Below are 22,647 nucleotides of genomic sequence, written 5' to 3' on the forward strand. Positions count from 1 at the left end.
AAGATGAACAGGCTATCTGCTGAGGATGTCTGAGCAGAGAGTGTGCCAGTGTTGAGAGCTTTCAGGGTTTGATTTAAGAATCAACAGGTTGAGTGAGGGTATCGGTTGCGGTCTCGTGCCTGCCGTGCTGGCCGGCGCACCGGCAGAGTGCGCCCTGCCTTTCCTTGGTGCCTGGCAGGGAATGAGTCAGCGCAGATTAAAGCGGACTGGCAGAGCGTAGGTGAAGGACTTGCCGCGCATGGAGTCCGGCACGGCTGGCAGAGGCGCAGCTTGCGCCAGCATGGCCAAAGCAGCATCGTCCAGCAATGAGTGCCCGGAACTGTCGCGCAGCGAGTGTTCCACCAGCGAGCCATCGCGCCGGAACTCGAAGACAATCACCGGTGTACCCTCCTGGCCTAGCCGGCGGGCACGGCGAGGATACTCGTAATAGCGCGCCAGATGCCGGCTGAGCTTGCTCAGGTAGCTGTCTACCTGTGACGACTGACCGGCATTCTGTATAGGTACCGCGCTTTGGTTGGTGTTACTGTCCGCTTCTTCGCCCTGAGGTTGTTCTGGGCTTTCTGCCACGGCCTCGGTGGTGCTGGATTCTGGTTCCTGCGGTGTGGGGGCAGGTTCTGGTATTGGCTCAGGTTCTGGTTCTGGCACGGGTTCAGGTTTCGGTTCCGGCTTTGGCTCGGGTTTGGGCTCTGGTTTGGGTTCTGGCTTGGGCTGCGGTTCTGGCTCTGGAGCCGGTTCGGGTTCCGGCGCGACTTCCGGCTTTGGCTCTACCGATTTCCTGCCGGCGAGATTGATCTTGATTGCGGGGGCGGTGTTCACGGCACTGTCACCCAGAACCGGCATCTCCAGGGTTTCCTCGGGCGTGGCCAGGACCGCTGTAATGGCGGTTGCGATCATGGCGATGATCAGGAACAGGGCTTTGGGTAGCCGACCTGCTGTTGTCATGTGGCAGGCTCCGTGAGCAGCAGAACTTCCGAATAACCGCCCTCTTCCAATATTCTCAGCAAATCCTCCAGATTGGCCATGGTCAGGCTTTGATCCGCCGCAATCTTCAAGGGTACGTTCTCATCCGGAGCCGGTAGCGCGGCAAGCAGACTCTCGCGGGTCTGGTGCTTGCCTTCGACCTGCCATTGGCCATCGGCCTGAATCATCATGTCGGCCTCGGGTGCCTGCTGTTCCGGGCTCTGCTCGGTACCAGGCAGTTCTGGCAGCGGTTCGTTGGTGAGTTGTCCCGCTACAATGAAAAACATCAGCAGCAGAAACACCAGATTGATCAAGGGCAGCAACGCATCTTCAACACGTTCCAGAAGGCCCTTGCCAGAGGTTGATGGAGGTGGAACCAGGTCTGTCATGAGTCAGGCGTGTTTGTACGCTTCCAGTGAGGTTCAATGCCGGCGTTATCCAGCGCACTGAGGATCCGGGTGAAATGGGCCAGGCTGGTATCGGGCGTAGTGGCGAGATTGGCTTCGCTTACCCCTTCAGCGTTCAGCGTCGACAGTAGCTGCGCCAGGTCGAAGTCTTTCTTCTCCCAGCGTACCGTGCCATTGGCATTGACCCTGAGCTCTGGCAGGGGGTCGCCTGTGGCACTGCTCTGCTGGCCGGTATTGTTCGCCAGTTCCAGATAATCTACCGGTAACAACCGGGTGGTAAGCATAAAGAACACCAACAGGATGAACACCACATCGATCAGTGGTGTTATCCGGATGGGGATCGGGCGGTTAGGCCGGGGGTCAACCAGCTGCATGTGCCAGCCGCTGATTATCGCCGACCGAATAACTCCGATCCGCCTCTGGTGCCCTCTCAGGGCGGGGCTCGGCTGCCGGTGTGGCCACGTCTGCCGCTGTGGCCGTTTCGTCGCCAGGCAACACGTTGAAGACGCTGACAAGGGCACTGTTGATGGTTTTGTGAATCCGGCGCAGACGGAACTCAATCCAGGCCGCCAGCGCCGCAAAAGGAATGGCGACTACCAGGCCTGCGGCCGTCGTGGTCAACGCCTCATAGATACCACCGGACAGCTGGCTGGCGTTGGCCCGACCATCGGTCGCCGCCATCGCGCTGAATGCTTCCATCATGCCCATTACGGTACCCAGAAGGCCCAGCAAGGGGGCCAGGGCGGCAATCACTTCGATGATTTTTAACGGTGCCTCGAAAGGTTCCAGCGCCGCTTGCGCATCCCTTACGGCGGTTTCCCTTACAGCACTGATATTCGGATTGCACTTGCTGGCTGTCATGGTGTTGACCAGCAGATGCATCAGTGGATTGGTACGCCCGAGCAAGCCAGCGTCGGCTCTGGTCTTTTCCGGGGAAGTCTGGGCCGGGGATGCCTGCCATTGCTGAACCAGGTAGCGCAACTTCCGGGTAAATCGCGGGGCGTAAAAGGTTCCGAACAGCATCAGGTAGAAGAACGTGATCACGCCAATGGCAGCTATGGCGATCAGAACGATCATGACTGGACCGCCCATTTCGACCAGTTGGCCGAGTGGCCCGTGGTCGAACAGCGATGCGGAAGTGGCAGTAATGGAATCCATACAGATATTCCCGGCGAGACGAAAATAGACCTAAATAATAACGATTATCAGTAGAATTTCAAGTCTCGATCTGACGTATCCGCCCGCCTTTGTTAGACTTTCGGTGACGTTTGCAACTATCTGGTGTTCGTGATGGGCGCCCAGTGCCTGAGGACCTGAGCAGCGGGAGTGATTAATTTGGTCAGAAAATGGTTCGGCAGCCTGGTCAACCGAGCGGTCGCCCTGGTAGTGGTGTTTGTGGCGACATCCGCGGTTGTCATTGCGGCCATCGGGTGGCTGCTCAGTCGGGCCGAGCTGGAGGACATGGCGTATGGTCAAGTAGAAACCATTGCCGGAATGGTCGCCAGGGAACTGGATCTGAAACTGTCGGAAAGACTGGATGTACTGACATTGGTGGCCGAAGGCTTCCCTTCTACCGAGATCGTGCTGGAAAACCGGGCCCGGGTCCTGCTGCGTAATCAGGATGCCCTGCTCCAGCTTTTCGATGCCACCTTTATTCTCGATGCCGATGGTCGGTTACTGGCAGCTTCCCCGGCGTCGTATTACGTACCCGGTTTTAATGCCTCGCAGCGCCCCTACTTCACCGATCTGGTCAGCCGGATGTCGCCCATTATCAGCGCTCCCTACATTACCGTAATTGATGAGCAGCCCGGCGTTATGGTGGCCGCGCCCCTGTTTGATGCAAACCAGCGATTCATCGGCATGATCGGCGGGCTGATTCTACTGCAGGGCGATAATTTCATGAGTGAATTTGCCAGTGTCCGGGTGGGCCAGACCGGCTATCTGCGCCTGATAACGCAAAACGGCATCGTGCTTGCTGATGGTCTGTCGGGAGAGGTGATGGTGCCCGTAAGCAAATCGTCCCCCTCTTTACTGCAGGCGATGTCCGGTTTCGAGGGCACATCCCACGATCATCCGGGCCGGAAAACCGGGACCATAACCGGCTATGCGCAAATGGCGCTGGTACCATGGTTTGTGGCCGCGGTCTGGCCCGAGCGTGAGGCCTTTGCTCCGGCACTGAGGATGACCGGTGGCTTCAGCTGGGCGTTGCTGGCGGTAGTATCAATACTGGCGCCCCTGGCTTTCTGGATCTTTTACCGGCTGTTGGCGCCGTTGCGTAATCTCGGGGTTCAGATATATCAGCGGCACACTGGTGAGCGGGAGGAGCCTGTTTCCGAGGTGGGCGGGTCGGAGATCCGCAACGTTGCCAAAGTCTTCAACCACGTGCGGCAGGAACGGGATGAGATTTTCCGGTCACTGGCCGAACGCGAGGCCTTCTTCCGGTCCCTCACCAGTAATGCACCTATCGGCATCGTACACACGGATATCCTGGGCCGTATAGAGTTCGTGAACCCGGCGTTTCTGGATATTGTGGGGCGCCCCGAGGACTGGCTCCGCCATCGCTACCTGATTGAAACCGTTGCCAGCGAGGATCGGGAAAAGGCCATGAAAGGATGGCGCAATGTTCTGGTGCGCCGCAGTTTTTTCAGGAGCCGGCTGAGGTTGCTAACCCATCGTCTGCCCGGTCATGTCTGGGTGGATGTCATTACCTCGGTGATCGACCTGCCGGACCAGGCCATTGGTACCATCACCGCCGTCCGGGATGTGACTCAGGAAATGCGCTTTGAACGGGCCATTCGTGAGGAACAGCAACGGGCGGATTCGATTCTCGATGTGCTTCAGGAAGGGGTGCTGATGGTGGATACCGAAGGCGCTATCCGCTACGCCAACGGCGCTGCCTGCAGTTTTCTGGCGCTGGACGATGACTGTGTTGGCCATAACTTCTTCGAATCCGTCACCATCCGTCATGACAATGAAGAACTGCTGTATGAAACCTTTCTGGCCGGAGATGAAATCGACAACCGCTACGTGACCCTCGAAAACCTGGCTGGACGGATCTACGACATCGATCTGACCATGCTGCATCTGCGACGGGGCGAGCGGCAGGAACGGCTGGTGTTTGTACTCAGGGACGACAGTGAACGCAGGCGGGAAGAAGAACGATTATCCTGGGAGGCCACCCACGATGCACTGACCCAGTTGCTGAACCGGCGGGCGTTCACCGCCTCATTGCTCAAGGCGCTGGCGGATGCGCCCGGGCAACCGGTGCCTGCGGTACTGATGATGATCGACCTGGACCACTTCAAGCCAGTCAACGATGAAGGTGGTCACCTGGTTGGCGATGATCTGCTGAAGCGGCTGGCGGAGGTGTTCAAACAGGCCGTGCGTCAGTCGGATACGGTAGCCCGACTTGGCGGTGATGAGTTCGCCATTCTGTTGCCAGCCTGTGGTATGGCGCGTGCCGAAACCCTGGCTGAAAGCATCCGGGCAAAGGTGCAGGCGTTGAAGATCGAACACGACGGTCGCCAGTTTGGCGTCACCGTCTGCATTGGCCTGACGCCGGTTTCAGCCCACGACAACGGCCCGAAAGAGGTGATGGCACGGGCTGATGAAGGCTGCTACATCGCCAAATCCCGGGGTCGGAACTGCGTAGTATCGATTGCACTGCCGGACGAAGGCGACCGGCCTTAGCCAAGCCAGCCGGCAGAGCGCGCTGCCTGCCAGAGCAAGCGGAACGCCAGCAGGGTAAGTACCAGGTTGAAGGCGGTGTGGAACCACCGGTTATTGATGGATTTAAGCAGGTGTAATCCAAGCCAGGTGCCGGCAAAGCCGCAGGCGATCATGGCCAGAATAAAGAGCAGCCACTCCGAAAACACAAAACCGGCCACGCCGAATACCAGGGCCTTGGGGGCGTGCTGCAGGGTCATGGCGGTGCCAAAGGTGGCGACGGTGCGGAAGCGGTCGGTGTGAATCTGCTTGATAAACGCCGCCACCAGGGGGCCGGTAGCGCCCACGAACAGACTCACGAAACTGGTAATGGCAGAAGCGATAAACACGCCGAACGGGCCAAAAGAGGCCTTGGGCAACCCGGGGCCCCAGCACAGGTAAAGCACGAACAGGGCAATGCTCAGTTGCCACAGATGAGCCGGCAGATCGACCAGCAACCAGGCACCCAGTCCGGCCCCTGCCAGCACGCCCGGGGCGAAGGCGGCGATCACCTTCCAGTCGATATGATGCCGGGTCAGTATGGCCCGGCCACTGTTGGAACCGAGCTGGATCATGCCGTGCACCGGAATGATCGCCGCCGGTGGCAGCCAGGATGCCATCAGTACCAGCAGCAGGACACCGCCGCCGGCGCCCAAGGTGGCGGTGATCATGGAGGTAACCGCTGAAGCCATCAGCAGGAACACCATCACGCTTGTGCTCAGGGCTTCCGGAAACACGATCAGGCTCATGGAACTCACTCTGGTATTGGCGTAAGCTCCTGAGTTTCCGGATTATAACGGGAATGTCCAGGGGACTTTCGCCGAAGAACAACAAGCAGGGTTGCCAATGAAACCGTCCGAATATCTTCGTTACGATGCCACGGCCCTGGCCGATCTGATTCGCCGGGGTGAAGTCACCTCCCGGGAAGTGACCGAGGCCGCTATCGACCGTGCCAGCGCCGTGAACCCGCGCCTGAATGCCATCTGCCACCCGCAGTTTGCGGAGGCCATGGATCAGGATTTTCCTGCACAGGGTCCCTTCGCCGGGGTGCCCTTGTTGCTCAAGGATCTGGCGCAGGAGCAGGCCGGGCATCCCTGTACCTACGGCAGCCGGGCTCTGCTGAAGAACGTGGCCACGCGGGATTCCCAGTTTGTGCGCCGTGCCCGGGAGGCCGGGCTGGTTTTTCTTGGCCGCACGGCAACCCCGGAATTCGGCCTCAAGGCCGTGACCGAATCGGCGTTGTGGGGCCCCAGCCGTAACCCCTGGGATACCGAGCGCACGCCGGGTGGTTCCAGCGGCGGTTCTGGTGCTGCGGTCGCGGCTGGCATTGTGCCCATGGCGGGTGCCAACGATGGCGGCGGCTCCATTCGTATTCCGGCCGCCTACAATGGCTTGTTCGGGCTGAAACCGTCCCGGGGCCGGATTTCGGTTGGCCCATACGCTGGCGAGGCCTGGACCGGAGCTTCTACCGATCATGTGGTTTCCCGGACGGTCCGGGACAGCGCCGCGATGCTGGATGTGCTGTCCGGCCCGGCCAGTGGCGATCCGTTTACCATTCCACAGCCATCGGCCCCCTGGGCGGACCTGATGCAGCAGTCACCGGGCCGCCTCAAAATCGGCGTATTTACCTCGTCACCCTATGACACCGAGGTGGCGCCGGAATGCGTCGCCGCAGTTGAAGAAACGGCACGCATGCTGGAATCCCTGGGCCACGATGTAGAGTATGCCCGCCCGGAGTTTGATGGGCTCGCCCTGGCCCGCTGCTACCTGGCGTTGTACTTCGGTGAGGTATCCGCGCTTGTGGAACGCGCGAAAACCGAATTCGGCGCCACCGATCGGGATTTTGAGCTGGAAACCCGGCTGCTGGGTATGCTCGGGCGCACCATGCCGCTGCCAGACTATGTTCGCCTGCGCCAGCAGTGGAACGATTTCGCCCGGGCCCTCGGGGCCTATTTCGATCGTTTTGATCTTTATCTGTGTCCCACCACTGGCCAGTTACCGGCCCGGATCGGACAAATGGATACACCTGCTCACCTGAAGCTGGTGGCGCGGCTGATGCTGGGCCTGAAAGCCGGAAAGTTGGTGCACAGAAGTGGACAGGTAGACCAGATGGCCCTGGAAAGCCTGGCCAGGACACCGTTCACCCAACTGGCCAACCTGACGGGAACGCCGGCGATGTCGGTACCCCTTTACTGGACCCGTGACGGACTGCCGGTGGGGGTGCAGTTCGGAGCGGCCCACGGTGGTGAAGACCGCCTGCTGCAGGTTGCTGCTCAACTGGAAGAGGCCAATCCGTGGTTCAGCAACTACGAGCGACTTGAGGATGCTTTCTGAGGTCGAAGAAAAAACCTTCTCCGGGGGTTGTGATCCGCGGTGACCAACTCCACGTTTATCTTTCCATGTGGAACAGGCTATGCTGTTAGTCAGGGACACCGGTTCCTGACCACCCTGATGGCATCGAGGAGGCGAGCATCTTATGAACCAATCGATGGCAATCGACGATCTGGTATCCGTAGCGCAGGCTGAAGCCATGGGGGAACTGGACGCCCCCATGATGGCGATCGTCCTGTCCAGTGATCAGAGCTACGACCTTCCCATCAACTCACTGGAGACTGATGCCGACAAGGCTCGCTGGGGGCTTATTCTGAGAGCGGCCAGGGAACATGTGGAGGCCGACGCGGTCGCGGTGCTCTATCCGGCCTGGACCACCATCCGCCGCAAACCGGCCGAAGGCCAGCCCGAGCCTGAGCAGGCGGCGACTGATGACGACGCCCGGGATGACGATAATGGCCCCATCGATACCCTGTTCGTCCAACTTCACACCCGTGATCGCATCTACTGGCGGGGTTTCGAGCAGATCCGCGACCCGCGCCACCAACGCATTATCGGCTTCCGCCGGATCAAGGCGCTGTCTACCGACTACGATCGAGACAACGCGCCGTCCGTGGCTTCCTGGCTGAGCACTCTGTTCGAGCCGCTGCCGGATGAGGGCGAGGAAACCGACGTGGATCGGGAACTGGCAGATCTGTTGGAAGAGCCGGAAGTCAGCGCGGCGTTATACCCAAGGCAGATGCGTTCACTGCACTAACCTTTCTTGGTGCCGGCCCTGATGTCAGCGTACTGACATCAGGGTCAGGCACAACTGGGCGTTCTGGATGAAGTGGCCAAACGCCGCCAATTGCTGTTCCGATGGCACATAGCCTGCGGCCGCATTATCAGCGTAGAACAAGCCTACCAATCGGCCCTTGGCTTTCAGCGAGCCTGCCAGCGCCGGAACTTTCCCCAGCCAGCGGTCGTAGGGTACGCCCTCGGTCTGCTTTCGAGGCTCATAGACGGCGCAGGTGCCATGAGGCAACAGCGGCCCAAGGGGCCCGGTGCCGTCTTTCTTTATGACAAAGTGCTCGCGCCACTCTTCGGTGCCGCGGCCACCTACCTTGCGCGGTACCAGTAATTCGCCGGAGCGGTCGGTCATCAACAGGGCTACGCGCTGCATGCCGATGGCCCGGTGAATCCCCTCAATCACCAACTGGCAGACCTCATTGATGTCCGGTTTTTCCGCCAGGGTCTGGGTTAGCTCCCGCAGAATCTGCAGTTGCAGATCGGAGTCCATGGCCGGGGCATCGGGGGCTGACTCCTGGTTGCCCGGCAGCAGAGCGGTCACTTGCGGGATGCCCAGAGAAACCGCCACTTTGCTGGCTTCCTGGGCGTTTACCTTGAGTTGATCACGGATGGCGGCGGGGGTTTCACCGATGTCGTCAGAGAGCTTCTCGAGCACCTTGTCCATCTCGGCCCCGCTCCAGCCGTTCTCGGACACCCGGGCCATTTCGACGCTGTTGCGGACCAGGCTGCTGGCCATGGAGTTGGCTTTTCCCGGCGCTACCACTTCCTTGATGAACGGTCCCAGCGACCAGGCATCCACCAGCCCGCGGGTTATTTCGGTAAAGGTGGTATGCAGCACCGCTTTCTGGGCTTCGACCGGGGGCTCTTCCAGCCGCAGGCGCTCTTCAAGTTCGCTGGCCTGCTCGGTTTCGCAGGACCAGAAAGCCAGTTCCCCAATGTTCATCAGCAAAGCGCCGATAAAGACTTCTTCCAGGGCGTGCTCGGTGCGTTTGGGCATCAGACAGCGGGCCTGTACCGCGGCGTGAATCGCCCTGGCCAGGCATCGCAGCAGGTGGGGGCGATCATTGCGTTTAAGCAGGGAATCGACAATCAGAGACGAAATCGCCATGGACTTCACGGCATCAAAGCCGATCAGCGTGATAGCCCGGCTGACCGTGCTGACCTGGGTGCGGGTCTGGTTGTAAAACACCGTGTTGGATAACCGGAGCACCTGGGAGGTGAGCTGGGCATCATTGAGAATCACGTTTGCCAACTCATTGACGGTACTGTTGCGGCTGTCTGTCAGTTCGTTGATCTGCCGGAGGGTGTTGGCCAAAACCGGCAACTCTACCTTGCTCAGGTAGGAAACCCATGCCTGGGTTGAGTTCATCCTTGAGGGCGAAGTTTCGGACGGAGTAGTCACGGAAGGGGCGCGCCTCGGAATGGTGGACAGTTGTTAATGTTCTTTGTGGATACGAGTTTAGCTGAGCCGGGACGGGTCTGTCAGGTACCTTTTGGTGTAAGGGCAAGTACCCACCTGCCGGCCACCGGGCGGGATTCGGGTTTGCCCCCTGAATAGGCTATAATCGCCGGTTTTAACGACGCATCTGCAAGGCACTGATAGTGATTGTATTTGACCAGGTAGAAAAGTCGTACCAGGTGGCTGGCCGGGCGATCCCCGCGCTGCATCCCACCAGTATGACCATCGAGACCGGTGAGGTGTTCGGCATCGTCGGCCACTCCGGCGCGGGCAAATCGACCCTTGTCCGACTGATCAACAAACTGGAACCCTCCACCGGCGGTCGCATCCTGATCGACGACGAGGACATCACCCGCTACAGCGCCGCAGAGTTGCGGGCCTTCCGACGCAAAGTGGGCATGATTTTCCAGCATTTCAATCTGCTGTCGTCCAAGACGGTGGCTGACAATATTGCCTTCCCGATGAAGCTGGCGGGCATTTATTCCAAGGCTGAAATTCGCAGTCGGGTGGATGAGCTGCTGGCACGGGTGAGCCTGAGCGATCATGCCAACAAATATCCGTCCCAGTTGTCTGGCGGGCAGAAACAGCGGGTAGGCATTGCCCGCGCTCTGGCCTGCAGACCGACTATTTTGCTGTGCGATGAAGCCACCAGCGCCCTGGACCCACAAACCACCCAGTCGGTACTGAAGCTGCTGGCGGACATCAACAAGGAACTGGGCCTGACTATTGTGCTGATTACCCACGAGATGGATGTGGTGCGCCGTGTCTGTGACCGGGTGGCGGTGATGGATGCCGGCCGTGTGGTGGAAATGGGGCCGGTCAGTGAAGTCTTTCTGCACCCCCAGCACCCGACCACCCGGGATTTTGTGTTCGAAAGCGAAAATGTGGATCGCGATGAGTTGCAGGAAGATCTGCAGAAAGCCGAGGGTCGTATTCTGCGCCTGACATTCAAGGGGGAATCCACTTACAAACCGTTGCTGGGCAGTGTTGCCCGGGAATCCGGTGTGGATTTCAGTATTCTCTCGGGCAGGATTGATCACATCAAGGACACGCCCTACGGCCAGTTGACCCTGTCGTTGGTGGGCGGCGATCTGGAGGTTGCCATGAAAGCGCTGGAAGCCGCTGAAGTTCATGTGGAGGTGGTGCGCTGATGGAAGCCTTGATGGAAAGCCTTATGGGGAACGTGGACTGGGCCGAAATTGGCTGGGCCAGCTGGGATACCCTGGTGATGGTGGGCATGTCGCTGTTGTTCAGCGTATTGATTGGCTTGCCCATAGGAGTGCTGTTGTTCCTGACCGGCAAGCGACAGTTACTGGAACAGCCGGTGGCCTACGCCATCCTGTCGTTTATTGTGAATGTGCTGCGCTCTGTGCCCTTCATCATCCTGCTGATTGTGATGATCCCGTTCACGGTAATGCTGATCGGCACCTCCCTGGGAGTGGCCGGCGCGATTCCCCCGTTGGTGGCCGGTGGTGCTCCGTTCTTTGCCCGCCTGGTGGAAACCTCCTTGCGGGAGGTGGACCGGGGCATTATTGAAGCAACCCAGGCCATGGGTGCGAATGTTCGACAGATCATCTTTGGTGCCTTGCTGCCGGAGGCACTTCCCGGCATTATCGCGGGCATTACGGTAACGGCCATTACTCTGGTGTCTTACGCAGCCATGTCTGGCGTTATTGGTGGCGGCGGCCTTGGCGACCTGGCGATCCGGTTCGGTTACCAGCGGTTCCAGACCGACGTCATGGTGATTACTGTGGCCCTGCTGGTGATCTTTGTGCAGGTGTTGCAGATGGCGGGCGATCGCCTGGTTCTGTATTTCAGCCGTAAATAATTAACGCAGGAGATTTGTTATGAACCTGAAGAAAACTCTGGTGGCTCTGGCCGCTGTTGCAACCTTCTCGACCGCTGCTTCGGCAGAACAACTGTCCGTAGCCGCGACTCCGGTACCCCATGCCGAGCTGCTGGAATTCGTGAAGCCGGCCCTGGCGGAACAGGGTGTAGAGCTGGATGTGAAGGTGTTCACCGACTACGTGCAGCCCAACATCCAGGTTGATCAGAAGCGTATGGATGCCAACTTCTTCCAGCACCAGCCGTACCTGGATGAGTTCAACGATGGCCGTGGCACCAACCTGGTGACTGTGACCGGCGTTCACGTGGAGCCGTTCGGCGCCTACTCCAGCAAGATCGAGTCTCTGGACGAGCTGAAAGAAGGTGCGGTTGTGGCCATCCCCAACGACCCCACCAACGGTGGCCGTGCTCTGCTGTTGCTGCAGAAAGCGGGCCTGATTACCCTGAAGGATGAAAGCAAGATCACTGCGACCCCGCGTGATATTGCCGACAACCCCAAAGACCTGGACTTCAAGGAACTGGAAGCGGCGACCCTGCCGCGTATCCTGAACCAGGTGGACCTGGCGCTGATCAACACCAACTACGCGCTGGAAGCGGGCCTGAACCCGTCTGAAGATGCTCTGGTGATTGAAGGCTCCGAATCTCCTTACGTGAACATTCTGGTCGCCCGTCCGGACAACAAGGACAGCGAAGCCATGCAGAAGCTGGCCAATGCCTTGAAATCCGATGCGGTGAAAGACTTTATCAAGGAGAAGTATGAGGGTGCGGTTGTTCCGGCGTTCTGATCGGAACGGAGTGCCTTCAGGTGCTCTCAAGCATAAAAAAGGGCAGCCATTTGGCTGCCCTTTTTGTTTGTGGCGGTGGATCAGTCACCACTCCAGTTAGCACGTGGGTCTGGTGTCATCCGCAGGTAGGACTTCACGGCTTTGTAGCCTTTCGGGAAGCGCTTTTTGATCTCATCTTCATCCTGCAGTGACGGCACAATCACCACATCACTGCCACTCTCCCAGTTGCCGGGTGTGGCCACGCGGTGTTCGTCGGTCAGTTGCAGGGAATCGATTACCCGCAGCACTTCATTGAAGTTCCGACCTGTGGATGCCGGGTAGGTGATAATCAGTCGAACCTTCTTGTTCGGGTCGATGATGAACAACGAACGCACGGTCAGGCTGTCGTTGGCGTTCGGGTGGATCATGTCGTACTTCTCGGACACCTGGCGGTCGTGGTCTGCAATGATTGGAAAGTTGACTGTGCAGCCCTGGGTCTCGTTGATGTCTTTGATCCAGTCGTGGTGAGAATCCACCGGGTCGACACTCAAGGCGATGGCCTTGACGTTACGCTTGGCAAATTCGTCTTTGAGCTTGGCGGTCAGGCCCAGCTCGGTGGTGCACACCGGGGTAAAGTCGGCCGGGTGGGAAAACAGTACGCCCCAGCCATTGCCCAGCCACTCGTGAAAGCGAATGCGGCCCTCGGTGGAATCCTGTTCAAAATCGGGTGCAGTATCTCCAAGACGCAGACTCATACTTACTCTCCTTCGACACGGTTGTTGGCAAATTCGTGTATTGCGCCGGCGTTGCCCGCCGTTGTTGTCTGATCAGTGTATACGAGTAACTGTGGTGATGGATGCGCCAGTTACAAGGGGGACTTGATCTGGCGCATCCAACGGTTCGCTCACATCCTTGTGAGCGTCTTGCATAGACAGGGTATTACTCCACGCCCAGAGCCTTCTGCTTGTCGAAGTGCTCCCGGGTCAGTTTGAACACTACCGGGCTCAACAGCAGCAGGGCGATCAGGTTGGGCAGTGCCATCATGGCGTTCAGGGTATCGGCCACCAGCCAGATAAAGCCCAGGTTGATGGTGGCGCCCACCGGAATGGCCACAATCCACAGTACCCGGTAAGGCAGAATGGCCTTCACACCGAACAGGAATTCAATACAGCGCTCGCCGTAGAAAGACCAGCCAATGATGGTGGTGAACGCGAAGATCGCCAGGGCAATCGCCACCACGTAGTTACCAAAGCCCGGCAGGCCGGTTTCAAAGGCCAGGGAAGTCAGTGCCGCCCCGGTTTCGCCGGACGTCCAGGCACCGGAGGTGATGATGACCAGGCCGGTGATGGAACAGACAATGATGGTGTCGATGAAGGTGCCCAGCATGGCCACCATGCCCTGCTTGACCGGGTTCTTGGTTTGCGCTGCCGCGTGGGCGATGGGGGCAGAGCCGAGACCTGCTTCGTTAGAGAAGATGCCCCGGGCCACACCAAAGCGGATGGCTGCCCAGACCGCAGCACCGGCAAACCCGCCCTCGGCTGCAGCCGGGCTGAAGGCATAGCTGAATACCATGCTGATGGCTTCCGGAATCTGGTTGGCGTTAATGGCCAGTACGATCAGGCCAATCAGCACATAGGACACAGCCATAAACGGCACCAGCGCACTGGCTACCTGGCCGATACGCTTGATACCGCCAATCAGTACCATGCCCACCAGTACCATCAGGATCACACCGGTTACCCAGTGGGGCAGGCCAAAATTGGTTTCCAGCACATCGGCGACGGAGTTGGCCTGAACCGTGTTACCGATGCCAAAGGCGGCTACCGAGGCAAACACCGCAAACAGGATGCCTAGCCAGGCCCACTTGCTGCCGAGGCCGTTACGGATGTAATACATGGGGCCGCCCACGTGGTTGCCGCGCTCGTCCACTTCCCGGAAGCGAACCGCCAGAACGGCTTCTGAATATTTGGTGGCCATGCCCACCAGGGCTGTGAGCCACATCCAGAACAGCGCACCGGGGCCGCCGAGGAAGACTGCGGTGGCAACACCGGCAATGTTACCGGTACCCACGGTGGCAGACAGTGCGGTCATCAGGGCCTGGAACGGGGGAATATCGCCGTCATCCTCGTCACCGCGGGCCCGGCCGCTCCACATCAGGCGGAAACCGGCCCCCAGTTTCATGATCGGCATCAATTTCAGGCCAATACTCAGAAACAGGCCGACGCCCAGAATCATCACCAGCATGGGAGGGCCCCATACCAGTCCGTTGATTTCACTTACAAAATTGGAAATGGCTTCCATGGGTTCTCCCACTGTTTACCACGGATGAATCAGGATTATTGAGCCCTGAAAGGGCATACCCCATTGAGTTTAGTCGACAATTATCCGATGTAAACCGTTTTCATGACGCCGGTTTTTCATTTCTGCGGGCTTTGCCTATGTTTAGGGTATGGAAGTGCTCAATCGGGCACCGTTATTCTGTCTGAAAGGAAGTTGTCGATGCGCTCATTGAAGATATCTGAAGTGATGTGGAACCACATTGAACCGATACGCTGTGGTACGCCGGTCACCAGGGTGGTGAAAGCCCTGCTGGCCAATCATGTTACCGGTTTGCCGGTGGTGGATGATCATCGCCGTGTGCTGGGCTTTGTCTCGGAACAGGACTGTATACACTCGCTGCTGGTCAGCAACTACCACCATGAAGGTGATCCCATTGTGGATGACGTGATGTTCCGGCAGCCGATGACGGTATCGCCGGACATGTCGGTGGTGGATCTGGCCCAGAATCTGGGGGCCGGTAAGCCAAAAGTGTACCCGGTGGTTGATCATGACAAACTGGTTGGTATCGTAACGCGTACTGCCATTCTTGCGGAATTTGCCAAGTCCGGTTTCAGTATCGACAAACCCAGCTATGCCGGGGCTGAAGACTGATCGCTAACCACATCCTTGACTCCGGGGGGATCTATGGACCTGTTATCCACCAACGTCTGTTTCGACGGAGAACACCGCCGCTATCGCCATACCTCCGCTACCCTGGAGTGCGACATGGAATTTGCGGTGTTTCTTCCTCCTGCGGCGCTGGGTGCTCAGGCCAAAGAGGTGCCGGTGCTGTACTGGTTGTCGGGCCTCACCTGCACCGATCAGAATTTCATGCAGAAAGCCGGCGCCCAGAAACTCGCTGCAAAGCTGGGCCTGGCCATTGTCTGCCCGGATACCAGCCCCCGAGGCGTGAATCTGCCCGGCGAGGATGACAGCTATGATTTTGGCTCCGGAGCCGGTTTCTATGTCAACGCGACCCAGCAGCCCTGGGCGCCGCATTACCGGATGTATGATTATGTGGTCAAGGAGCTGCCGCAGCTGGTGGAAAACGAATTGCCGCTGAATGGTGAACGTTCGGTCAGTGGCCATTCCATGGGCGGGCACGGGGCTCTGATTGCGGCTTTGAAGAACCCGGGGTATTACAGGTCGGTATCGGCCTTTGCTCCAATTGCCAACCCGATGGCTTGCCCCTGGGGCCAGAAGGCGTTTAGCGGATACCTGGGTGACGATCAGTCGGCGTGGGAAGCCTGGGATGCCACCATGTTGATTCCGACGGCAAAGGAACGGCTGCCGCTACTGGTGGACCAGGGTACGGCCGATGAGTTTCTGGACAGCCAGCTGAATCCGGATGCCCTGGCCGATGTGTGTGAGAAGTTTCATCATCACCTGAACCTGCGTATGCATCGGGGCTATGACCACAGCTACTTCTTTATCGCCTCGTTCATTGACGATCACTTGAACCATCATGCCCGGGCGCTGGGGCTGATCTGAGTCAGGAGCGGAAGCCCCAGAGCATGCTGAAATCCATGGTTGGCATGATCTCGGGCTCTTCCGGCGCTCGAATGTTGTATTCCAGCAGGCTGGTATCGCGCTCAAAGGTGCCGCTGTAGCGATTGCCTCGGGGGCCGAATATCGCCTTCACGAAAGGTCCCCGGGTACGATCCGCCCGGCGGGTGACCACACCAACCTCATTGTTGACCAGCCGGACCAGCATGCCCGGCGGATGATCGCCAAGTATCTGTAGCAATGAGCGTGGAATCGCCGGCCGGAACTTGCCGTCCGCCAGGGTGGCGATGAGCTTGCGGGCCTCAGTGATGTTCATCCGGTTACGGTAAGCACGCTTGGTGATCATCGCCACATAGCGTTCGGCCAGGGCCAGGATTTCTGCTTCCGGAAGGATATCGCTACCGCTGAGCCCTTCAGGATATCCCGAGCCATCGGCCTGTTCGTGGTGTTGGGCAATGATACGCAGCAGCAGCTTGTTATTGATGCCGGCCGACGTCAGCGCCTGAATGCTTCGGGCTGGATGCTTGCGAATGACCGCTCGCTGATCATCGGTCAACACGGTATTGGAGGCGTTGAGTTGGTCTGCCACAGGCACCAGCGCGAGGTTGGCGGTGAGCGCGGCGGCGGTGAGCACGGTGGCCCGCTTTTCCTCCAGCCCGAACTGGCGTGCGATGAAATGGCACAGGATGCCGTAGAACAGGATCTGTTCATGGATGGTGGGGCTGATCGAATACAGGTGCACCAATGCCAGGCTGGCGTCGGGTGCCTCCTGGCAGGTTTTATCCAGCATTCGGCACAGACCCAGCAGGCGTTTCTGGGCGGTGGGATCTTCCGAGGTAATGGCGTTGAGTGTGACTTCCAGCGTGGTCAGCAAGTCACCATATTCTGCAAACGGATTCCGCTGGCGCAGGTCTTCAAAGGTTTCCTCTTTCGGCCGCTCGATCTTTCGGGGCTTGAAGCGCCCTCTTTCAAACAGCTGCTCGAGCTGGCTGTTGGTCTGAATCACATAGCCCTGACGCAGAAGAATATTGCCTTCTGAGTCGAAAACATCCCAGGGCAGTGGCTTGCCTATGGTGAGTGCCCCGGGGGCTATTCTTATCAGTGAGTTAGACACAATGTTCCTGAATCTGCAGCCGGTGCGCGATAGTATGACTGGCCAATAGGTTTGAAGCTAATGATCGTTGCCTGGTCGATTATAAAGTGGATTACATTGGAATATTAGAGAAAAGCAAAGCGTGATGTGGGTCACATTGTGTCGCCTTTGGTGGTAGATTTGTTAAGAATCGTTGCCCTGGAACGACCGTTTGAAAAGCTTGGGCTATTCTAGAATCCTAAATCAGACTTTTGTCGGACCCTGAGCTGCATGTTTCACCGCCTGAAAAACGATTTTCGGTTATCCATCATTACCTTGCTGGGCATCAGCGGGCTGGTGGGCATCACGCCGTTTGCAGTGCTGCGGTTCATGCAGGGTAATCTGCTGGCTGGCGTGGTGGATAGCGTGATCCTTGGCGGTATTGCTATGAGCATGGCCTATGCCTGGTTCACGGGAGATACCCGCAGGACGGGCCTGGTTATGGCGATTATTTCGTCCTACGGGGCTGTTGCAGTCGGTACGATTGTTGGTGACCCGGGGTTGTTCTGGTTATATCCCTGTCTGGTCACCACCTTCTTTCTGGTCGCTCCGAGGGTTGCTGTCGGTATTAACCTGTCCGCCATCCTGGCCATGATGGTGATTGGCCTGGCATTCAGTAGCCAGGAGCAGATGTGGTCGTTTTCTTCGACCGCCGTTGTGGTCAGTGCCTGCGCCTATGTCTTTGCTCATCGCAACCACAGCCAGCGCAGGCGCCTGGAGCAGCTGGCCACCATTGACCCGCTGACCGGCGTAAAGAACCGCCGTTCCATGGATGAAGAGCTGGATGTGGCCGCTGCCAATGCCGAGCGTTCCGGCTTGCCCTACGCTCTGGTGTTGCTGGACCTTGATCATTTCAAGAAGATCAACGACGAATATGGCCACGGCGTGGGCGACGAAGTGCTCACCGAGCTGGTAGCCCTGCTGGAGAGCAATACCCGCCGTTCCGATCAGCTGTTCCGATATGGCGGTGAGGAGTTTGTATTACTGCTACCAGGCGTTGATGGCGTAAATCTGCGTGCGGTGATGAACAATCTTCAGCAGGTACTCCGAAAATACATGAAACACCCCGGCGGGCCGGTAACCGCGTCATTTGGCGTGGCCCTGCTGGGCCATGGCGAAAGTGTGGAAAGCTGGCTGGCCCGGGCCGATAACGCGCTGTACACCGCCAAGGAAACCGGGCGCGACCGGATTGTCTATGCCGAGGATATTGGTCAGCCCATGCCAGAGCCGGTTCCCACGGCTGCAGGCTGAGTGTCTTCATCAGCGGGTGTGGGAGGCTGGTAATGAAACAGGCGCCAGCCGAGTAACAGGCTGGCGGAGGTCAGCCCGGCCGTCAGTCCTACCCAGAAACCCGCAGCGCCCAGCGCCGGCCACACCCAGTCGGTAAATGTCAGCACATACCCCAGCGGCAGGCCCACTCCCCAGAATGAAAACAGCATGATGAACATGGGAATGCGCGTGTCCTTGTAGCCGCGCAGGGCGCTGATACAGGTTACCTGGATAACATCGGCAATCTGGAACATGGCGGCGAAGGTGAGCAGCCGAATGGTGACCGCCTGAACTTCGGCATCGCCCGAATACAGGCTGGCAATGGCGCCGGAGAACACGAACAGCAGAGTGGCAAACAGCAGGGCGATGGCCGAGGCCAGAATCAGCGAGCTGCGTGAAATCAGTGTTGCGGAGTCCCGGGCGTTAGCTCCGGTCAGAAAGCTTACCCTCAGAGTCAGTGCCATACCCAGGCTGAGAGGAAGCATGAACAGCAGCGACGTTACGTTCAGGGCGATCTGATGGCCGGCTACCACCACTGGGCCAAGCGGTGCCAGGAACAAGGCGATCACGGCAAACATGCTGGCTTCCACGAAGATGGTGAAGCCGATGGGTACACCAATACGCAGGATGTAGCGAATCCCGGCCCAGTCGGGCTTGACCCAATCGGCAATCAGATGAAACTGACGGAAGGTCTCGCTGCGGTTCAGGTAGATCAGCATGGCGATGGCGGCGACACCATTGGAGATGGACGTGGCCCAGCCACAGCCGACACCGCCCATGGCGGGCAGCCCAAGTTTGCCGTAAATGAAGATGTAGTTCAGTGGCAGGTTGATCAGGGTGCTGAGTACAGAGAAGGCCATGATTACCCGGGTGTGGCCGAGGCCGTCAGTCAGGCCCCGAAGGGCGTTGATCAGCAGCAGGGCGGGTATGCCCCAGGCAAAGGCGTCCAGATAACCCTGGGTGATGCCGGCGGTGTGCGGATCCAGTTTCAGCAGGGCCAGGACGGGATGGACATTGGTTAGCAGCAGAGCCATCACCACGGTGCCGGCCGCCGCAATGTAGATGCCCTGCCAGGTGGCGGGCATGATCTTATGGGTGGTACGGGCACCGTTGTAGCCGGAAATAATCGGCTGCAAGGCGCCGAGCATGCCCATGAAGAACAGGAAAAGCGGCATCCACAGACTGCTGCCGATACCCACGGCCGCGAGATCTTCGGCACTGGCGTGGCCGGCCATTACGGTATCGATCACACCGTTGGCCATCTGCGCCACCTGGGCAATCAGAATCGGGCCGCCCAGAATGGCCAGAGTTTTCCACTCGGCGAGCGTGCGCTGAATCAGCGGCTGGCGGGCTTCGGGTAGTGGCTGATGGGTTTCGTCCATGGCGCTCTGGTCTTTCCGGAATTGTAGCGTGGCACTGGTACAGGACCGGCCATGGTACCTCAGCCTGCGGACTCGTGCTTATAGGGGTTTCCCCGTCTGCCGCCGCTGCAAAACCCACCGTAAAGCAGTAAAGTAGGCGCCCGGCATACAACAGGGGTGGTGCAATCGATGGTCTTACTGGTTCTGGTAACCGTACTCTGGGCCTTTTCGTTCAGTCTGATCGGCGAGTTCCTGGCTGGCCGTGTAGACAGCGACTTCGCGGTATTGAGCCGGGTCTTGCTGGCAGCCCTGGTGTTCCTGCCGTTTACCCGCTGGCGCGGTGTTCCCTCCGGTATGAAGCTGGGCATCCTGGTGACTGGTATGCTGCAGTTCGGCATCACCTATCTGTGCCTGTATCGCTCGTTCAGTTACCTGACGGTACCGGAAGTGTTGCTGTTTACCATTTTTACGCCTCTGTACGTGACTCTGGTGGATGATGCCCTGGCCCGCCGGTTTTCACCGGTGGCGTTGCTGGCTGCGGCTATTGCCACACTCGGTGCCGGCATCATCCGGTACGATGGCCTCAGTGAGGATTTCATCACCGGGTTCCTGCTGCTGCAGGTGGCCAACTTTACCTTCGCTGCCGGCCAGGTTGGCTACAAGCACGTGATGCAACGTTACCCTCTGGCGCTGCCTGGGTATCGCACTTTCGGTTACTTCTTCCTGGGCGCACTGGTGATCGCGCTACCCTCGTTCCTGATTTTTGGTAACCCGGACAAGTTGCCGTCAACACCGTTGCAGTGGGGCATTCTTGGCTGGCTGGGCTTGGCGGCGTCCGGTCTGGGGCTGTACCTGTGGAATCGCGGTGCCTGCAAGGTCGATGCAGGCACCCTGGCTGTGATGAACAATGCCCTGGTACCGGCTGGCTTGCTGGTCAATCTGCTGATCTGGAATCGTGATGCAGATCTGCTGCGCCTGGCCGTTGGTGGTGTGGTGATCGGATTCTCTCTGTGGGTGAATGCTCGCTATCATCCCAGGGCACGGTTGGTCGAGCAACCCTGAGAAATGTCTGAATTATTCTTAAACAGCTTGGTCAGTTGCAGTACGATAAATGGGGCCCGCGTGCCCTGTGTGCCTTGCTTGCGATAAACAACCGCAGTGCGCCGACAACCTGATTCAGCGATTTGTCAGCAAAACCGGGTGATTAGAAGCGCCGGCTAAATTTAGAAACACCCGAATTGCGCCGGAGCCCAGCCTCCGCACTGGCATCATGCCGCCAGTGCTGGCAGAATCCCGCCCCAATAGCCCGCACGCCGTGTGCCGGGCGATCTGACAATTCGTATTTTCCTCAGCCAAAAGCACAGGAAGCAAACACATGACTCAGTCCAACTCCGCAGCAGACAGCGGGAACGGGGCTCGCGGACTCTGGTCTTCCAAGTTCGCGTTTATTCTGGCAGCCACCGGTTCCGCGGTTGGTCTCGGTAATATCTGGAAGTTCCCCTATGTCACCGGCGAGAACGGCGGTGGTGCCTTCGTTCTGGTGTACCTGCTCTGTATTGCCATCATCGGTATTCCCATCATGATGGCGGAAGTGTTTATCGGCCGGAATGGTCGTCATAACCCCATTACCAGTTTTCGGCTGGTGGCGGAGCGCAACCTGGCGTCGCCGGTCTGGCGCGTCTCGGCCATTGTCGGCATGCTGGCTGCGTTTATCATTCTGTCCTTCTACTCGGTCATCGGTGGCTGGGCGGCCTCCTACATTGGCCACGCGGCGATGGGCGATTTCACCGGCGGCACTGCAGAATCTGTGGGCGAGCTGTTCGGTGGACTGCTGGGCAGCCCGATTCAGCTGCTGGCCTGGCACACGGTGTTCATGGCGCTGGTGGTGCTGGTGGTTTCCCGGGGCCTGAAAGGCGGCCTGGAACGTGCGGTTACCATTCTGATGCCGGCGCTGTTCCTGCTGCTGTTGCTGGTGGTTGGCTACGCGACGACGACCGGCCATTTCGGCGAGGCGGTTAGTTTCCTGTTCACCCCGAATTTTGAGGCACTGACGGTGAAAGGCGTACTGGTTGCCCTGGGGCACGCCTTCTTCACACTGAGCCTGGGTATGGCCATTATGATGGCTTACGGTTCCTACCTGGGCCGTGATGTCTCCATCGGCCGCACCGCCGTCAGTGTGGCGATCATGGATACTGTGGTGGCACTGCTGGCGGGCCTGGCCATTTTCCCGGTGGTGTTTGCCAACGGCCTGGAAGCCGGTGCCGGCCCCGGTCTGATCTTCCAGACCCTGCCGCTGGCGTTCGGTAACATGCCCATGGGCAGCCTGTTCGGCACCCTGTTCTTCGTTCTGTTGCTGTTTGCTGCCTGGACCTCTGGCATTTCCCTGCTGGAGCCGGTGGTTGAGTGGGTTGAAGAGAAAACCAGCCTGGCCCGCACCGGCAGCGCTATTCTGGTGGGCGTGCTGTGCTGGGCGCTGGGCATTGTTTCCATTCTGTCCCTGAACGTCTGGTCTGATGTGACGCCGCTGGGCATGTTTGCCGCCTTTGAAGGCAAGACGGTGTTCGACCTGCTGGACTACTTCACCGCCAACATCATGCTGCCACTGTCTGGCCTGCTGACCGCCATTTTTGTGGGCTGGTTTGTGGCCAAGGAATCGCTGAAGAGCGACCTGGCCCTGCAGGGTGGCGCGTTCAGCCTGTGGTACAACCTGATCCGGTTTGTGACCCCGATTGCCGTGGCGATCGTGTTTGTTTACAACCTGACGGCCTGATTGCCTCGCTGCTCAGGCAGCAAAAAGAAA

General features: G+C 58.8%; 21 protein-coding genes. 11 read left to right on the top strand and 10 right to left on the bottom strand.

All coding sequences use genetic code 11. The features are described 5' to 3' along the window. Positions 1 to 186 precede the first annotated feature (186 nt). The 4 genes from C7436_RS13320 to C7436_RS13335 are packed head-to-tail and all read right to left on the bottom strand — an operon-like array spanning position 187 to position 2,525. The gene (locus C7436_RS13320) at positions 187 to 942 is read right to left on the bottom strand and encodes a TonB family protein (protein WP_121208115.1); all 756 of its coding nucleotides are present in this window, start codon (positions 940 to 942) and stop codon (positions 187 to 189) included. Continuing rightward, positions 939 to 1,349 carry an ExbD/TolR family protein gene (locus C7436_RS13325; protein WP_113879590.1) on the bottom strand — a complete coding sequence of 137 codons (411 nt, stop codon included), beginning with the start codon at positions 1,347 to 1,349 and terminating at the stop codon, positions 939 to 941. Before C7436_RS13325 ends, C7436_RS13320 begins: the two co-directional genes overlap by 4 nt. Continuing rightward, positions 1,346 to 1,741 (bottom strand): ExbD/TolR family protein, encoded by a 396-nt coding sequence (locus C7436_RS13330; RefSeq protein ID WP_113879589.1) that lies wholly within the window; start codon positions 1,739 to 1,741, stop codon positions 1,346 to 1,348. Before C7436_RS13330 ends, C7436_RS13325 begins: the two co-directional genes overlap by 4 nt. Beyond that, the gene (locus tag C7436_RS13335) at positions 1,728 to 2,525 is read right to left on the bottom strand and encodes a MotA/TolQ/ExbB proton channel family protein (RefSeq protein ID WP_121208116.1); all 798 of its coding nucleotides are present in this window, start codon (positions 2,523 to 2,525) and stop codon (positions 1,728 to 1,730) included. The genes C7436_RS13330 and C7436_RS13335 overlap by 14 nt, the downstream gene beginning before the upstream one ends. A 177-nt stretch (positions 2,526 to 2,702) precedes the next feature. On the opposite strand from C7436_RS13335, the gene C7436_RS13340 reads away from it, so the two are divergent. Next, positions 2,703 to 5,057: a sensor domain-containing diguanylate cyclase gene (locus C7436_RS13340; RefSeq protein ID WP_170155438.1), complete on the top strand. Its 2,355-nt coding sequence runs from the start codon at positions 2,703 to 2,705 to the stop codon at positions 5,055 to 5,057. On the opposite strand, the gene C7436_RS13345 is transcribed toward C7436_RS13340, so the two are convergent. Then, positions 5,054 to 5,821 (bottom strand): sulfite exporter TauE/SafE family protein, encoded by a 768-nt coding sequence (locus C7436_RS13345; protein ID WP_023007819.1) that lies wholly within the window; start codon positions 5,819 to 5,821, stop codon positions 5,054 to 5,056. The genes C7436_RS13340 and C7436_RS13345 overlap by 4 nt on opposite strands. Before the next feature lie 97 nt (positions 5,822 to 5,918). On the opposite strand from C7436_RS13345, the gene C7436_RS13350 reads away from it, so the two are divergent. Beyond that, positions 5,919 to 7,406 carry an amidase gene (locus tag C7436_RS13350; RefSeq protein WP_121208118.1) on the top strand — a complete coding sequence of 496 codons (1,488 nt, stop codon included), beginning with the start codon at positions 5,919 to 5,921 and terminating at the stop codon, positions 7,404 to 7,406. Positions 7,407 to 7,548: 142 nt separating this feature from the next. Beyond that, a complete protein-coding gene (locus C7436_RS13355; RefSeq protein ID WP_011783800.1) occupies positions 7,549 to 8,160 on the top strand; it encodes a hypothetical protein in 612 nt (203 codons plus the stop codon). Positions 8,161 to 8,184: 24 nt separating this feature from the next. Here C7436_RS13355 and C7436_RS13360 read toward each other — a convergent pair whose 3' ends face one another. Continuing rightward, positions 8,185 to 9,561 carry an HDOD domain-containing protein gene (locus C7436_RS13360; RefSeq protein ID WP_121208119.1) on the bottom strand — a complete coding sequence of 459 codons (1,377 nt, stop codon included), beginning with the start codon at positions 9,559 to 9,561 and terminating at the stop codon, positions 8,185 to 8,187. Positions 9,562 to 9,794: 233 nt separating this feature from the next. On the opposite strand from C7436_RS13360, the gene C7436_RS13365 reads away from it, so the two are divergent. The 3 genes from C7436_RS13365 to C7436_RS13375 are packed head-to-tail and all read left to right on the top strand — an operon-like array spanning position 9,795 to position 12,281. Further along, entirely contained in the window at positions 9,795 to 10,802 is a 1,008-nt protein-coding gene (locus C7436_RS13365; RefSeq protein WP_014420170.1) for a methionine ABC transporter ATP-binding protein, read from the top strand. Further along, complete coding sequence (locus C7436_RS13370) at positions 10,802 to 11,479, top strand: methionine ABC transporter permease (RefSeq protein ID WP_014420171.1); 678 nt, start codon at positions 10,802 to 10,804, stop codon at positions 11,477 to 11,479. Before C7436_RS13365 ends, C7436_RS13370 begins: the two co-directional genes overlap by 1 nt. Before the next feature lie 19 nt (positions 11,480 to 11,498). Beyond that, positions 11,499 to 12,281, top strand: coding sequence for a MetQ/NlpA family ABC transporter substrate-binding protein (locus C7436_RS13375; RefSeq protein ID WP_011783807.1), 783 nt, complete (start codon positions 11,499 to 11,501; stop codon positions 12,279 to 12,281). 80 nt (positions 12,282 to 12,361) lie between these two features. Here C7436_RS13375 and C7436_RS13380 read toward each other — a convergent pair whose 3' ends face one another. Together C7436_RS13380 and C7436_RS13385 are read right to left on the bottom strand one after the other, a co-directional pair. Beyond that, a complete protein-coding gene (locus C7436_RS13380) occupies positions 12,362 to 13,015 on the bottom strand; it encodes a peroxiredoxin (protein ID WP_011783808.1) in 654 nt (217 codons plus the stop codon). A 184-nt stretch (positions 13,016 to 13,199) separates the two neighbouring features. Then, on the bottom strand, positions 13,200 to 14,561 hold the full coding sequence (locus C7436_RS13385) for an alanine/glycine:cation symporter family protein (RefSeq protein ID WP_023007812.1): 1,362 nt from the start codon (positions 14,559 to 14,561) through the stop codon (positions 13,200 to 13,202). Between the two features lie 198 nt (positions 14,562 to 14,759). Between C7436_RS13385 and C7436_RS13390 the strand changes: the two genes are divergently transcribed. Together C7436_RS13390 and fghA are read left to right on the top strand one after the other, a co-directional pair. Further along, entirely contained in the window at positions 14,760 to 15,191 is a 432-nt protein-coding gene (locus tag C7436_RS13390) for a CBS domain-containing protein (protein ID WP_121208120.1), read from the top strand. Between the two features lie 33 nt (positions 15,192 to 15,224). Beyond that, positions 15,225 to 16,070, top strand: a complete 846-nt coding sequence (fghA, locus tag C7436_RS13395) for an S-formylglutathione hydrolase (protein ID WP_121208121.1) — start codon at positions 15,225 to 15,227, stop codon at positions 16,068 to 16,070. 1 nt (position 16,071) lies between these two features. Here fghA and C7436_RS13400 read toward each other — a convergent pair whose 3' ends face one another. After that, positions 16,072 to 17,199 (bottom strand): HD-GYP domain-containing protein, encoded by a 1,128-nt coding sequence (locus C7436_RS13400; RefSeq protein ID WP_121208122.1) that lies wholly within the window; start codon positions 17,197 to 17,199, stop codon positions 16,072 to 16,074. Positions 17,200 to 17,448: 249 nt separating this feature from the next. Here C7436_RS13400 and C7436_RS13405 point away from each other — a divergent pair, with 249 nt between their 5' ends. Continuing rightward, positions 17,449 to 18,468 carry a GGDEF domain-containing protein gene (locus tag C7436_RS13405; RefSeq protein WP_121208123.1) on the top strand — a complete coding sequence of 340 codons (1,020 nt, stop codon included), beginning with the start codon at positions 17,449 to 17,451 and terminating at the stop codon, positions 18,466 to 18,468. Here the strand turns inward: C7436_RS13405 and C7436_RS13410 are convergent. Next, positions 18,429 to 19,868 (bottom strand): MATE family efflux transporter, encoded by a 1,440-nt coding sequence (locus C7436_RS13410; RefSeq protein WP_121208124.1) that lies wholly within the window; start codon positions 19,866 to 19,868, stop codon positions 18,429 to 18,431. The two genes, C7436_RS13405 and C7436_RS13410, sit on opposite strands and share 40 nt — an antisense overlap. A 168-nt stretch (positions 19,869 to 20,036) precedes the next feature. Here C7436_RS13410 and C7436_RS13415 point away from each other — a divergent pair, with 168 nt between their 5' ends. Both C7436_RS13415 and C7436_RS13420 read left to right on the top strand, forming a co-directional pair. After that, positions 20,037 to 20,909 carry a carboxylate/amino acid/amine transporter gene (locus C7436_RS13415; protein ID WP_121208125.1) on the top strand — a complete coding sequence of 291 codons (873 nt, stop codon included), beginning with the start codon at positions 20,037 to 20,039 and terminating at the stop codon, positions 20,907 to 20,909. Between the two features lie 313 nt (positions 20,910 to 21,222). Continuing rightward, positions 21,223 to 22,617, top strand: a complete 1,395-nt coding sequence (locus C7436_RS13420; protein ID WP_121208126.1) for a sodium-dependent transporter — start codon at positions 21,223 to 21,225, stop codon at positions 22,615 to 22,617. Positions 22,618 to 22,647: the final 30 nt, after the last annotated feature.

The organism is Marinobacter nauticus, assembly GCF_003634635.1.
GTDB lineage: Bacteria > Pseudomonadota > Gammaproteobacteria > Pseudomonadales > Oleiphilaceae > Marinobacter > Marinobacter nauticus.